Genomic DNA, 12,814 nt, shown 5'->3' with positions numbered 1-12,814 from the left:
ATAAATTTGACTGTGCCCGCTTTTTTGACTTAACTAGTAGCTGTTTTCCAATATTCAGACGTCCGAAACTGACCGTTCAGTCGGAATGATGTCGAGCATGCCCAGAATAGGGCGCCGAAATGACTAGGGAAGTTGCTATTGCATGTGGCGTGAAACCAAAATCCTGCTGATCGATGACGATAGCGCCCGCCGCCGCGATCTAGCGGTGGTACTGAATTTTCTTGGGGAAGAAAATTTGTCCTGCTCCAGCCTTGATTGGCAGCAGGTGGTCGAGTCGTTGTCGTCCAGTCGTGAAGTACTCTGTGTCCTGATCGGGACCGTAAACGCTCCGGCAAGTCTGATGGGCTTGCTAAAGACAGTAGCAACCTGGGATGAGTTCCTTCCGGTTTTGCTAATTGGTGAAATTTCTTCTGTCGAGCTTCCAGACGACCTGCGTCGTCGCGTGCTGTCCAACCTCGAAATGCCGCCCAGCTACAGCAAATTGCTGGACTCGCTGCACCGTGCCCAGGTCTATCGCGAGATGTACGACCAGGCGCGCGAGCGCGGTCGCCAGCGCGAGCCGAACCTGTTCCGCAGCCTGGTCGGCACCAGCCGCGCCATTCAGCACGTGCGCCAGATGATGCAGCAAGTGGCCGACACCGATGCCAGCGTGCTGATCCTTGGCGAGTCGGGCACCGGCAAGGAAGTGGTCGCGCGCAACCTGCATTACCATTCCAAGCGCCGCGAAGCGCCGTTCGTGCCAGTCAATTGCGGCGCGATCCCGGCCGAGCTGCTGGAAAGCGAACTGTTCGGGCACGAGAAGGGCGCTTTTACCGGGGCCATCACCAGTCGTGCCGGGCGATTCGAGCTGGCCAACGGCGGTACCTTGTTCCTCGACGAAATCGGCGACATGCCGCTGCCGATGCAGGTCAAGCTGCTGCGCGTATTGCAGGAGCGTACCTTCGAGCGCGTAGGCAGCAACAAGACCCAGGGCATCGACGTGCGCATCATCGCCGCGACCCACAAAAACCTCGAGAGCATGATCGAGGCGGGGACCTTCCGCGAAGACCTGTACTACCGCCTCAACGTATTCCCGATCGAGATGGCCCCGCTGCGTGAGCGCGTCGAGGACATCCCGCTGCTGATGAACGAGCTGATCTCGCGCATGGAGCACGAGAAGCGTGGCTCGATCCGCTTCAACTCGGCGGCGATCATGTCGCTGTGCCGCCACGGTTGGCCGGGCAACGTCCGTGAGCTCGCCAACCTGGTCGAGCGCATGGCGATCATGCACCCGTACGGGGTGATCGGTGTGTCGGAGCTGCCGAAGAAATTCCGCTATGTGGATGATGAAGACGAGCAACTGGTCGACAGCCTGCGTTCGGACCTGGAAGAGCGCGTGGCCATCAATGGCGGCTCGCCGAGCTTCGCCACCCACGCCATGCTGCCGCCCGAAGGCCTGGACCTCAAGGACTACCTGGGGGGGCTGGAGCAGGGCCTGATCCAGCAGGCGCTGGACGATGCCAATGGTATCGTTGCCCGCGCGGCCGAACGCCTGCGCATTCGCCGCACCACCCTGGTGGAGAAGATGCGCAAATACGGCATGAGTCGTCGAGACGGCGAGGAGCAGGCGGAGGATTGACGCTTGCTTGAACACAACGGGGCGCCAGGGCGCCCCGTTGTGCGTTATATCCCTACCTTTTACAGGGCTGTAATGCCCGTCCTGCCTGCCTTTGGTCGGTTGCACCCTGGTGGGTTGTACCGGTTGCTCAAGTACCCGGCACGCCTATTGCTTTATCGCTGCCAACACACCGTTTTATGACGGTCAGTCACGCGAGAGAGCACGATGCCCCAGGCCGCCCCCATCTCCTGTGTCCCTGAATTGAAGGGGCAAAACGCCGCCGAACAGGAAAGCCGCCTTGGCCTCGAACAGGCCTTCGCCTTGTTCGATCAGGTCTCCAGCCAGTTGAGCGAGTCGTACAGCCTGCTCGAAGCACGGGTCACCGAACTCAAGGGCGAGCTGGCGGTGGTCAGCGCCCAGCGCATGGCCGAGCTGGCCGAGAAGGAGCGCCTGGCCAACCGTTTGCAGAACCTGCTCGACCTGTTGCCCGGTGGTGTGATTGTCATCGATGCCCAGGGGCGTGTGCGCGAGGCCAATCCTGCCGCCTGCGACCTGCTTGGCGAGCCGCTGGAAGGTGAGTTGTGGCGCGAGGTTATCGCCCGCAGCTTTGCCCCGCGGGACGATGATGGTCACGAGGTGTCGCTGCGTGACGGGCGTCGCCTGTCGATCGCTACCCGTTCGCTGGATGCCGAGCCCGGGCAGTTGGTGCTGCTCAACGACCTGACCGAAACCCGTCAGTTGCAGGGGCAGTTGGCCCGTCATGAACGGCTGTCTTCGTTGGGGAAAATGGTCGCTTCACTGGCCCATCAGATTCGTACGCCGTTGTCGGCGGCCCTGCTGTATGCCAGCCACCTGGCGGAGCAGACCCTGCCGGTGGAAACCCAGCAGCGTTTTGCCGGCAATCTCAAGGAGCGCCTGCACGAGCTGGAGCATCAGGTGCGCGACATGCTGGTGTTCGCCCGGGGCGAGCTGCCGCTGACTGACCGGATCACGCCCAAGGCGTTGTTCCAGGCCTTGCAGCAGGCTGCCCAGGCGCACGTCCAGGGGCATGAGGTGCGCTGGCAGTGCGACAGCCACCTGGGTGAGTTGCTGTGCAATCGCGACACCCTGGTGGGCGCCTTGCTCAACCTGATCGAAAACGCCCTGCAGGCCAGCACCGAGCCGGCGCGCCTGAAGGTCCACCTGTACCGCCGTGGGCCAGTGCTGCGCCTGTGCATCAGTGATGCCGGGGCGGGGATCGACAGCGCTTTGCTGGTGCGTCTGGGCGAACCGTTCCTGACCACCAAGGCCACCGGTACCGGGCTTGGTCTGGCGGTGGTCAAGGCCGTGGCGCGGGCCCACCAGGGCGTTCTGCAACTTCGCTCGCGGCCTGGCCGCGGCACCTGTGCGCTGGTCACGTTGCCGTTGATCGATGCGCGGAACATGGAGAGCACGCAATGAAGGCAATCAAGGTGCTGCTGGTCGAAGATGATCGGGCACTGCGCCAGGCCCTGGGCGATACCCTGGAGCTGGGCGGCTTCGAGTACCGCGCCGTCGGCTCGGCCGAAGAGGCGCTGCAGGCGGTGGCCGCCGAGGCGTTCAGCCTGGTGGTCAGCGACGTCAACATGCCGGGCATGGACGGCCACCAGTTACTGGCGCTGTTGCGTGCGCGCCAGCCGCAACTGCCGGTGTTGCTGATGACCGCCCATGCGGCGGTCGAGCGTGCGGTCGACGCCATGCGCCAGGGCGCCGTGGATTATCTGGTCAAGCCGTTCGAGCCACGGGCGCTGTTGGAGCTGGTGACGCGTCATGCCCTTGGCGTGGTGGCAGGGCAGGCCGATGAAGGTCCGGTGGCCTGTGAGCCGGCCAGTGCGCAATTGCTGGAGCTGGCCGCGCGGGTGGCGCGCAGCGATTCCACGGTATTGATCTCCGGCGAGTCGGGCACCGGCAAGGAAGTGCTGGCGCGCTACATCCACCAGCAGTCCCGGCGTGCCAGCGAGCCGTTTGTGGCGATCAACTGTGCCGCGATCCCTGACAACATGCTCGAGGCGACCCTGTTCGGTCACGAGAAGGGCTCGTTCACCGGCGCCATTGCTGCCCAGGCGGGCAAGTTCGAGCAGGCCGACGGCGGCACCCTGTTGCTCGATGAAATTTCCGAAATGCCCCTGGGGCTGCAGGCCAAGCTGCTGCGCGTGTTGCAGGAGCGGGAAGTGGAGCGGGTGGGCGGGCGCAAGCCGATTGCGCTGGATATTCGCGTGGTAGCCACTACCAACCGTGACCTTGCGGGTGAAGTGGCAGCGGGGCGTTTCCGTGAAGATCTGTTCTATCGCCTGTCGGTGTTCCCGCTGGCATGGCGCCCGTTGCGCGAGCGCAGCGCCGATATTCTGCCGCTGGCCGAGCGCCTGCTGGCCAGGCACGTCAATAAAATGAAGCATGCCCCGGTGCGCCTTTCGCCCGAGGCCAAGACCTGCCTGCAGGGTTATGCCTGGCCCGGCAATGTGCGCGAGCTGGACAACGCTCTGCAGCGCGCCTTGATCCTGCAGCAGGGCGGGGTGATCGAGGCGGCGGATTTTTGTCTGGCCGGGGTCATGCCGATGTTCGCCACCGCCCCGGCTCCGGCCCTGCCGGTAGCGCCGCTTGAGCAGGCGGCCAGTGGCCTGGGCGATGACATGCGCCGCCATGAATTCCAGATGATCATCGATACCTTGCGCGCCGAACGCGGCCGGCGCAAGGAAGCGGCCGAGCGCCTGGGTATCAGCCCGCGCACCCTGCGCTACAAGCTGGCGCAGATGCGTGATGCCGGGATGGATGTCGAGGCCAGCCTCTACGCCACATAAGGGTCGGGTGCATTCGGGCTTTTGTCCGCTGTACGGACAGAGCTGGCACTCTTGTTGCTAAGTCCTGCCTATCCGCTGCGTGAGTGTCAAAAAAATGCGGGTCGTCGGAGAGAGAAGTCCATGAGCCAAGGTGTTGAATTTAATCGATTGATGTTGGACATGCGGGCCATGCAGATGGACGCCATGTCGATGCCCAAGGCGGCTGCTGCGCCTGAGCTCGGCTCAAGCAATTTTGCCGACATGCTGGGACAGGCCATCAATAAGGTCAGCGACACCCAGCAGGCTTCCACGCAACTGGCCAATGCCTTTGAAATCGGCAAGAGCGGCGTGGACCTCACCGACGTGATGATCGCTTCGCAGAAAGCCAGCGTTTCCTTTCAGGCCTTGACCCAGGTGCGCAACAAGCTGGTCCAGGCCTATCAAGACATCATGCAGATGCCGGTATAAGGGCGAGATTGAGTCATGGCCGAAGCAGTCGTCGATAACATGCCCGCCAAAGGCAGCGCAGCCGCGTCCAAGCCGCCGCTGTTCGGCATGTCGTTCCTTGAGAACATCTCGCAGATGCCGATGCTGCGCCAGGTGGGCCTGCTGGTGGGCCTGGCGGCGAGCGTGGCGATCGGCTTTGCCGTGGTGCTCTGGTCGCAGCAGCCCGACTACCGGCCGTTGTACGGCAGCCTGGCCGGCATGGACACCAAGCAGGTCATGGAAACCCTGGCCGCCGCTGATATTCCTTACACCGTCGAACCCAATTCCGGCGCCTTGCTGGTCAAGTCCGAAGACATTTCCCGCGCGCGCCTGAAACTTGCCGCTGCCGGCGTGGCACCGGGCGATGGCAATGTCGGCTTTGAAATCCTCGATAAAGAACAAGGGCTGGGCACCAGCCAGTTCATGGAAGCCACTCGTTACCGCCGCGGCCTTGAGGGTGAGCTGGCGCGCACAGTGTCGAGCCTGAACAACGTCAAGGCTGCACGGGTACACCTGGCGATTCCGAAAAGCTCGGTGTTCGTGCGCGATGAGCGCAAGCCGAGCGCCTCGGTACTGGTCGAGCTGTATCCGGGCCGCGCCCTGGAGGCGGGCCAGGTGATGGCCATCGTCAACCTGGTGGCGACCAGCGTGCCGGAGCTCGGCAAGTCTGACGTGACCGTGGTCGACCAGAAGGGCAACCTGCTCTCCGACCAGGTACACAACTCCGAGCTGACCATGGCTGGCAAGCAGTTCGACTACAGTCGCCGCATGGAAGGCATGCTCACTCAGCGTGTACACAACATTCTGCAGCCGGTGCTGGGCAACGACCGCTACAAGGCCGAAGTGTCGGCTGATGTCGACTTCAGCGCCGTCGAGTCCACTTCCGAGCAGTTCAACCCTGATCAGCCGGCGCTGCGCAGCGAGCAGTCGGTCAATGAACAACGCTCCAGCAGCATGGGCCCGCAAGGCGTGCCCGGTGCCCTGAGCAACCAGCCGCCAGGCCCTGCCACCGCGCCGCAGACCACCGGCGGTGCCGCTGCTGCAACCGCTGCCGTGCAGCCCGGCCAGCCGCTGCTCGATGCCAACGGCCAACAGATCATGGACCCGGCCACCGGTCAGCCGATGCTCGCTCCGTACCCGGCCGACAAGCGCCAGCAGTCGACCAAGAACTTCGAACTTGACCGCTCCATCAGCCACGTCCGCCAGCAGCAGGGGCGCCTGAACCGCCTGTCGGTGGCAGTGGTGGTCGACGACCAGCTCAAGGTCGATCCGGCTACCGGCAACAGCACCCGTGCCCCCTGGGCTGCCGAAGACCTGGCGCGCTTCACCCGCCTGGTGCAGGACGCGGTGGGCTTCGACGCCAGCCGTGGCGACAGTGTCAGCGTAATCAACGTGCCGTTCGCCGCCGACCGTGGCGAGGTAATCGCCGAGATTCCGTTCTATTCCCAGCCCTGGTTCTGGGACATCATCAAGCAAGTGATGGGTGTGTTGTTCATCCTGGTACTGGTGTTTGGCGTGCTGCGCCCGGTACTCAACAACATCACCGGCCACGGCAAGCAACCCGCCGCGGCCGATGGCGACATGGAACTGGGCGGTATGCTCGGTCTGGATGGCGAGCTGGCCAACGACCGCGTCAGCCTGGGTGGTCCGCAAAGCATTCTGCTGCCGAGCCCGAGCGAGGGTTACGACGCACAGCTCAACGCAATCAAGAGCCTGGTGGCCGAAGACCCGGGTCGCGTGGCCCAGGTCGTGAAAGAGTGGATCAATGCCGATGAGTGATAACCGAGCCCTTACCGCCAAACTGTCCCGGGTCGACAAGGCAGCGATCCTGCTGTTGTCCCTGGGTGAGACCGACGCTGCCCAGGTGCTGCGGCACATGGGCCCCAAGGAAGTGCAGCGGGTCGGCGTGGCCATGGCGCAGATGGGCAACGTCCATCGCGAGCAGGTCGAGCAGGTGATGAGCGAGTTCGTCGAGATCGTCGGCGACCAGACCAGCCTGGGCGTCGGCTCCGACGGTTATATCCGCAAGATGCTCACCCAGGCCCTGGGCGAGGACAAGGCCAACGGCCTGATCGACCGCATCCTGCTCGGTGGCAACACCAGCGGCCTGGACAGCCTCAAGTGGATGGAGCCGCGTGCCGTGGCCGATGTCATCCGCTTCGAGCACCCGCAGATCCAGGCCATCGTGGTGGCCTACCTGGACCCGGACCAGGCCGGCGAGGTACTGGGCAACTTCGACCACAAGGTGCGCCTGGACATCATCCTGCGCGTGTCGTCGTTGAATACCGTGCAACCGGCGGCGCTCAAGGAACTCAACCAGATCCTCGAGAAGCAGTTCTCCGGCAACTCCAATGCCGCGCGTACCAACCTGGGTGGCATCAAGCGCGCTGCCGATATCATGAACTTCCTCGACAGTTCGGTGGAAGGCCAGCTGATGGACGCGATCCGCGACATCGACGGCGACCTCTCCGAGCAGATCGAAGACTTGATGTTCGTGTTCAACAACCTGGCCGACGTCGACGACCGCGGCATCCAGGCGCTGTTGCGCGAAGTGTCTTCGGATGTGCTGGTGGTGTCGCTCAAGGGCGCCGACGAGAAGGTCAAGGACAAGATCTTCAAGAACATGTCCAAGCGGGCCTCGGAACTGTTGCGCGACGACCTGGAGGCCAAGGGGCCGGTGCGGGTCAGCGACGTCGAGGCGGCGCAGAAGGAAATCCTCACCATCGCCCGCCGTATGGCCGAAGCCGGAGAGATCGTGCTCGGTGGCAAGGGCGGCGAAGAGATGATCTAAGCGATTTTTCGCGGGGCAAGCCCGCTCCCACCCTGCAATGTGGGAGCGGGCTTGCCCCGCGATCAGAATGAGTGCGTGCAATCATGTCAACCAACGAGCATCTGAGTGAGCTGATTCGCGCCAACGACGTCGAAGGTTTCGATCGCTGGGCGCTGCCCAGTTTCGACCCGGAACCTGAGCCTGAGCCCGAGCCAGAACCTGAAGTCGTTCAGGAAGAGGTCGAGGAAGTGCCGCTGGAAGAAGTCCAGCCGCTGACCCTCGAAGAGCTCGAAAGCATCCGCCAGGAGGCCTACAACGAAGGCTTCGCCACCGGCGAGCGCGAAGGGTTCCACAGCACCCAGCTCAAGGTCCGCCAGGAGGCTGAAACAGCCCTGGCTGCCAAGGTGTCGAGCCTTGAATGCTTGATGAACAACCTGCTTGAGCCGATCGCCGAACAGGACAACCAGATCGAGAAATCCCTGGTACACCTGGTCGCGCACATGGCCCGTGAAGTCATTGGTCGCGAGCTGCGCAGCGATTCCAGCCAGATCACCCAGGTACTGCGTGAAGCCTTGAAGTTGCTGCCCATGGGTGCGGACAACATACGCATCCATATCAACCCGCAGGACTTCGCCTTGGTCAAGGCGCTGCGCGAGCGTCATGAAGAGCGCTGGAAACTGCTCGAAGACGACACGCTGCTGCCCGGCGGTTGTCGTATCGAAACCGACCAGAGTCGCATCGACGCGAGCATGGAAACCCGAATCGAAAAAGCCCTGGCGCAACTGTTCGACCAGTTGCACGACCAGGGCCTGCATCCTGCAGCGCCCGACCTGCAGGTAGACCTGGGCAGCGCTGATGCGCCTTGACCGCACCAGCTTCGGCAAGCGCCTGGGTACCTACGCCGACACCATCAAGTTGCCTGTACAGCCAGTGGTCGAAGGCCGTCTGCTGCGCATGGTCGGCCTGACCCTGGAAGCCGAAGGCCTGCGTGCAGCTGTCGGCAGCCGATGCGTGGTGATTAACGACGACAGCTACCACCCGGTGCAGGTTGAAGCCGAAGTGATGGGTTTTTCCGGCGGCAAGGTGTTCCTGATGCCAGTCGGCAGCGTCGCCGGCATCGCGCCGGGCGCACGCGTTGTGCCGCTGGCCGACAACGGCCGCCTGCCCATGGGCATGAGCATGCTCGGACGGGTGCTCGATGGTGCCGGACGCGCGCTCGATGGCAAGGGCGGGATGAAGGCCGAAGACTGGGTGCCGATGGATGGCCCGACCATCAACCCGCTCAACCGTGACCCGATCAGTCAACCGCTGGACGTCGGTATCCGCAGTATCAACGGCCTGTTGACGGTGGGCCGCGGCCAGCGCCTGGGCCTGTTCGCCGGTACCGGCGTGGGCAAGAGTGTGCTGCTGGGCATGATGACCCGCTTCACTGAGGCCGACATCATCGTGGTCGGCCTGATCGGTGAGCGGGGCCGTGAGGTGAAGGAATTCATCGAGCACATCCTGGGCGCCGAGGGCCTGAAACGTTCGGTGGTGGTGGCCTCGCCAGCCGACGATGCGCCGTTGATGCGCTTGCGGGCGGCGATGTACTGCACCCGTATTGCCGAGTACTTTCGCGACAAAGGCAAGAACGTCCTGCTGCTCATGGATTCGCTGACCCGTTTCGCTCAGGCTCAGCGGGAAATCGCCCTGGCCATCGGTGAGCCGCCTGCCACCAAGGGTTATCCGCCTTCGGTATTTGCCAAGTTGCCCAAGCTGGTGGAGCGTGCCGGTAACGGCGAGGCCGGTGGCGGCTCGATCACTGCGTTCTATACCGTGTTGTCCGAGGGGGACGACCAGCAGGACCCGATTGCCGATTCGGCCCGGGGGGTGCTCGACGGCCACATCGTGCTGTCCCGGCGCCTGGCCGAAGAAGGGCACTACCCGGCCATCGATATCGAAGCCTCGATCAGCCGGGTCATGCCCCAGGTGGTCAGCCCGGCGCAGATGGGCCAGGCTCAGCAGTTCAAGCAGCTGTGGTCGAGGCTGTCCCAGAGCCGTGATCTGATCAGCGTCGGTGCCTACGTGGCCGGTGGCGATGCCGAGACGGACCTGGCCATCGCCTTGCAGCCGAAGTTGGTGCATTACCTGCGCCAGGGGCTGTACGACAATGTCAGCCTGGAGCAAAGCCGCGAGCATCTGGAAAGCGTCTTTGCCCAGCCCAATCCCGGCGCGGGGGGCTGATAGGCCATGGCCCAGCCTGGTCGTGCCGCGCGCCTGGCGCCGGTGGTGGAGATGGCCGAGAACGCCGAGCGCCAGGCCGCCCAGCGCCTGGGCCAGTTCCAGCAGCAGGTGAGCCTGGCCCAGGCCAAGCTTGCCGAACTCGACCGCTTTCGCGAAGACTATCAACTGCAATGGATCAACCGCGGTGGCCAGGGGGTCTCGGGCAGTTGGCTGGTGAACTACCAGCGCTTTCTCGGCCAGTTGGAAAGCGCCATGACCCAGCAGCGCCAGAGTCTGGCCTGGCACCAGAACAACCTCACCAATGCCCGTGGCACCTGGCAACAGGCCTATGCCCGGGTCGAAGGCCTGCGCAAGCTGGTGCAGCGCTACATCGACGAAGCCCGCCTGGTCGAGGACAAGCGCGAGCAGAAGCTGCTCGACGAACTGTCCCAGCGCCTGCCCCGCCACGATCGCTACTGATCCGGGCCTGGGGGGCAAGAGTTGCCCCGCCGGAGCGGGGCTGCTACACCTTCTAGTTGTCTGTCATCGTCGTCTTCGAAGGAATCGCCTACATGGCCGTTGAAACCGTGGTCTCCCAGGATGGGAAAAAACTGACGATCAAAGTCAAAGGCCGCTTTGACTTTGGCAAGCACCAGGAATTTCGCGAGGCCTATGAGCGCAAGCCGGTACGGCCGGATTCAGTGGTGGTCGACCTGAAAGAGGCGACCTACCTCGACAGTTCGGCGCTGGGCATGCTGCTGATGCTGCGCGATCACGTGGGAGGCGATGAGTCGGAGGTCCAGGTGGTCAATACCAGTTCCGATGTGCGCAAGATTCTCGCCATCTCCAATTTCGACAAGCTGTTCGACATCAGTTGATCCAGGCCATGCCTGACTCGACCCTGACCGTGCTCATTGCCGAGGATGGGGCGGCCGATCGCCTGCTGCTGGCGCGCATCGTCAGCAAGCAGGGACATGCGGTGCTCACCGCCGAAAATGGCGAGCAAGCCGTGGCGCTGTTTGCCGAGCAGCGTCCGCAGGTGGTGCTGCTCGATGCGTTGATGCCGGTGATGGATGGTTTTGAAGCGGCGCGGCGGATCAAGGCCCTGGCAGGCGAAACGCTGGTGCCGATCATCTTCCTGACGTCGCTGAGTGAAGATGAAGCGTTGGTGCGCTGCCTGGAGGCCGGTGGCGACGATTTTCTGGCCAAGCCCTACAGCCCTGTGATCCTGGGCGCCAAAATTAAGGCAATGGACCGCCTGCGCCGCTTGCAGGCGACGGTGCTGGAGCAGCGCGACCAGATCACCCGTCACCATCATCATCTGCTCAACGAACAGCGCGTGGCCAAGGCGGTGTTCGACAAAGTGGCCCATGCCGGCTGCTTGAGCGCGCCCAATATCCGCTATTTGCAGTCACCCTACGCCTTGTTCAACGGTGACCTGTTGCTGGCGGCCTTCACTCCGTCCGGGGATATGCATGTGCTGCTGGGGGACTTCACCGGTCACGGCTTGCCGGCAGCGGTCGGTGCCATGCCGCTGGCAGAAGTGTTCTACGGCATGACGGCCAAGGGCTATGGCCTGGCTGAAACCCTGCGCGAGATGAATGCCAAGCTCAAGCGCATCCTGCCCGTGGATATGTTCTGTTGCGCAGTACTGCTCAACTTGAGTTTTCAGCGGCGTGTGGTCGAGGTGTGGAATGGCGGCATGCCGGATGGCTATCTGCTGCCGGCCGCCGGTGGTGAGCCCTTGGCGCTGGTGTCCCGGCACTTGCCGTTGGGCGTGTTGGCGCCGGAGCGCTTCGATGATTCGACCCAGGTGCTGCCGCTGGGCCTGGGCGAGCGGTTGTTCTTGCTGTCGGATGGGGTAGTCGACACCAGTGACGATCAGGGCCAGCTATTCGGGGTAGAGCGCCTGCGCCGGGTGCTCGTCGACAATCGCCAGCCTGCCTTGCTGTTCGAGGAAGTGCTGCATGCGCTGGACTCCTTTCGCGGGCGCTCCCGTGACGACGTCAGCCTGCTGGAAATCAGCATGGTGGAGCCCGAGGCGTTGTCGCCGCCACCTTTGATCTATTCTGACAGCGGCCAGAGCGCACCGCTGGATTGGTCGCTGCAGTTCGAGTTTCGCGCCCAGACGCTCAAGCGCTTCAACCCGCTGCCCTACCTGTTGCAGTTACTGCAGGAAGTACACGGTATGCGGGCCCAGAGCGGGGCGTTGCACAGTGTGTTGAGCGAGTTGTATTCCAACGCCCTGGAGCATGGGGTGCTGGGCCTCGATTCAGGGCTCAAGCGAGATGCCGCCGGCTTTGCCGAGTACTACCGCCAGCGCAGTGAGCGCTTGCAGGCTCTGAGTGCGGGCTATATTCGAGTAGGCCTGCGGGTTGAACCTCGGGGCCCGGGCGGGCGTCTGATCATTGAAGTGGACGATAGCGGCAAGGGTTTCAACGTAACCAGCGTGCTGGCACGACCGCTTATCGAGCAGGGCTTGAGCGGGCGAGGGCTGAACCTGATTCGCCGGCTGAGCCGGCATGCCGAATGGACTGACCAGGGGCGCCGCGCATGCGTGGAGTTCACCTGGGACGCTCTGGCATAATCCAACTTGATCAAGGAGTGAGCAAGTGACTGATAACCACATCGATCGCAAGGTACTCAGCGACCTGCAGGAGGTCATGGACGATGGCTACCTGCATTTGCTGGAAACCTTTCTCGACGACTCCGAGAAACGCCTTAGCCAATTGCATGAGGCCAAGAATGCAACCGAGCTTGGGCATGCCGCACACAGCTTCAAGGGCAGTAGCAGCAACATGGGGGCGCTGGCCCTGGCCGAGTTGTGCGGGCAACTGGAAGAGCGTGTCAACCAACAGCCCTTGTATGGGATCGAAGACCTGATCAACCAGATCGACCGCGAGTACACGCTGGTTCGCCAGTTGTACAGCGATGAACACCAGCGTGTTTTGATCGGTTGATTGC

The 12,814-nt window shown here is 63.1% G+C and carries 12 protein-coding genes; all 12 read left to right on the top strand.

Annotated elements, in window-relative coordinates:
- Positions 1-142: 142 nt before the first annotated feature.
- The gene (fleQ, locus tag H621_RS0122315) at positions 143-1,618 is read left to right on the top strand and encodes a transcriptional regulator FleQ (protein ID WP_028945498.1); all 1,476 of its coding nucleotides are present in this window, start codon (positions 143-145) and stop codon (positions 1,616-1,618) included.
- Between the two features lie 204 nt (positions 1,619-1,822).
- Positions 1,823-3,037 (top strand): sensor histidine kinase, encoded by a 1,215-nt coding sequence (locus H621_RS0122310; RefSeq protein ID WP_028945497.1) that lies wholly within the window; start codon positions 1,823-1,825, stop codon positions 3,035-3,037.
- Entirely contained in the window at positions 3,034-4,413 is a 1,380-nt protein-coding gene (locus tag H621_RS0122305; RefSeq protein ID WP_028945496.1) for a sigma-54-dependent transcriptional regulator, read from the top strand. The genes H621_RS0122310 and H621_RS0122305 overlap by 4 nt, the downstream gene beginning before the upstream one ends.
- 120 nt (positions 4,414-4,533) lie before the next feature.
- Positions 4,534-4,860 carry a flagellar hook-basal body complex protein FliE gene (gene fliE / locus H621_RS0122300; RefSeq protein ID WP_010224994.1) on the top strand — a complete coding sequence of 109 codons (327 nt, stop codon included), beginning with the start codon at positions 4,534-4,536 and terminating at the stop codon, positions 4,858-4,860.
- 15 nt (positions 4,861-4,875) lie between these two features.
- Positions 4,876-6,657 (top strand): flagellar basal-body MS-ring/collar protein FliF, encoded by a 1,782-nt coding sequence (gene fliF, locus H621_RS0122295; RefSeq protein WP_028945495.1) that lies wholly within the window; start codon positions 4,876-4,878, stop codon positions 6,655-6,657.
- Positions 6,650-7,669 carry a flagellar motor switch protein FliG gene (gene fliG / locus H621_RS0122290; RefSeq protein WP_028945494.1) on the top strand — a complete coding sequence of 340 codons (1,020 nt, stop codon included), beginning with the start codon at positions 6,650-6,652 and terminating at the stop codon, positions 7,667-7,669. Before fliF ends, fliG begins: the two co-directional genes overlap by 8 nt.
- 83 nt (positions 7,670-7,752) lie before the next feature.
- On the top strand, positions 7,753-8,514 hold the full coding sequence (gene fliH / locus H621_RS0122285) for a flagellar assembly protein FliH (protein ID WP_028945493.1): 762 nt from the start codon (positions 7,753-7,755) through the stop codon (positions 8,512-8,514).
- Positions 8,504-9,871, top strand: a complete 1,368-nt coding sequence (fliI, locus tag H621_RS0122280; RefSeq protein ID WP_028945492.1) for a flagellar protein export ATPase FliI — start codon at positions 8,504-8,506, stop codon at positions 9,869-9,871. The genes fliH and fliI overlap by 11 nt, the downstream gene beginning before the upstream one ends.
- 6 nt (positions 9,872-9,877) lie before the next feature.
- Positions 9,878-10,330 carry a flagellar export protein FliJ gene (gene fliJ, locus H621_RS0122275; RefSeq protein ID WP_028945491.1) on the top strand — a complete coding sequence of 151 codons (453 nt, stop codon included), beginning with the start codon at positions 9,878-9,880 and terminating at the stop codon, positions 10,328-10,330.
- Between the two features lie 92 nt (positions 10,331-10,422).
- The gene (locus tag H621_RS0122270) at positions 10,423-10,728 is read left to right on the top strand and encodes an STAS domain-containing protein (protein ID WP_028945490.1); all 306 of its coding nucleotides are present in this window, start codon (positions 10,423-10,425) and stop codon (positions 10,726-10,728) included.
- A gap of 8 nt (positions 10,729-10,736) precedes the next feature.
- The gene (locus H621_RS0122265) at positions 10,737-12,437 is read left to right on the top strand and encodes an ATP-binding SpoIIE family protein phosphatase (RefSeq protein ID WP_028945489.1); all 1,701 of its coding nucleotides are present in this window, start codon (positions 10,737-10,739) and stop codon (positions 12,435-12,437) included.
- Between the two features lie 25 nt (positions 12,438-12,462).
- On the top strand, positions 12,463-12,810 hold the full coding sequence (locus H621_RS0122260) for an Hpt domain-containing protein (RefSeq protein ID WP_028945488.1): 348 nt from the start codon (positions 12,463-12,465) through the stop codon (positions 12,808-12,810).
- Positions 12,811-12,814: the final 4 nt, after the last annotated feature.

The organism is Pseudomonas vranovensis DSM 16006, from assembly GCF_000425805.1.
In the GTDB taxonomy this organism is placed as follows: domain Bacteria; phylum Pseudomonadota; class Gammaproteobacteria; order Pseudomonadales; family Pseudomonadaceae; genus Aquipseudomonas; species Aquipseudomonas vranovensis.
This window is presented reverse-complemented; position numbering and strand designations above follow the sequence as displayed.

Bases quoted from the DNA above. Each gene is read 5' to 3' on its own strand.
- fliJ (WP_028945491.1), top strand. From the start codon at position 9,878: ATGGCCCAGCCTGGTCGTGCCGCGCGCCTGGCGCCGGTGGTGGAGATG.
- H621_RS0122310 (WP_028945497.1), top strand. From the start codon at position 1,823: ATGCCCCAGGCCGCCCCCATCTCCTGTGTCCCTGAATTGAAGGGGCAA.
- fliH (WP_028945493.1), top strand. From the start codon at position 7,753: ATGTCAACCAACGAGCATCTGAGTGAGCTGATTCGCGCCAACGACGTC.
- fliF (WP_028945495.1), top strand. From the start codon at position 4,876: ATGGCCGAAGCAGTCGTCGATAACATGCCCGCCAAAGGCAGCGCAGCC.
- fliG (WP_028945494.1), top strand. From the start codon at position 6,650: ATGAGTGATAACCGAGCCCTTACCGCCAAACTGTCCCGGGTCGACAAG.
- H621_RS0122265 (WP_028945489.1), top strand. From the start codon at position 10,737: ATGCCTGACTCGACCCTGACCGTGCTCATTGCCGAGGATGGGGCGGCC.
- H621_RS0122270 (WP_028945490.1), top strand. From the start codon at position 10,423: ATGGCCGTTGAAACCGTGGTCTCCCAGGATGGGAAAAAACTGACGATC.
- H621_RS0122305 (WP_028945496.1), top strand. From the start codon at position 3,034: ATGAAGGCAATCAAGGTGCTGCTGGTCGAAGATGATCGGGCACTGCGC.
- fleQ (WP_028945498.1), top strand. From the start codon at position 143: ATGTGGCGTGAAACCAAAATCCTGCTGATCGATGACGATAGCGCCCGC.
- fliI (WP_028945492.1), top strand. From the start codon at position 8,504: ATGCGCCTTGACCGCACCAGCTTCGGCAAGCGCCTGGGTACCTACGCC.
- fliE (WP_010224994.1), top strand. From the start codon at position 4,534: ATGAGCCAAGGTGTTGAATTTAATCGATTGATGTTGGACATGCGGGCC.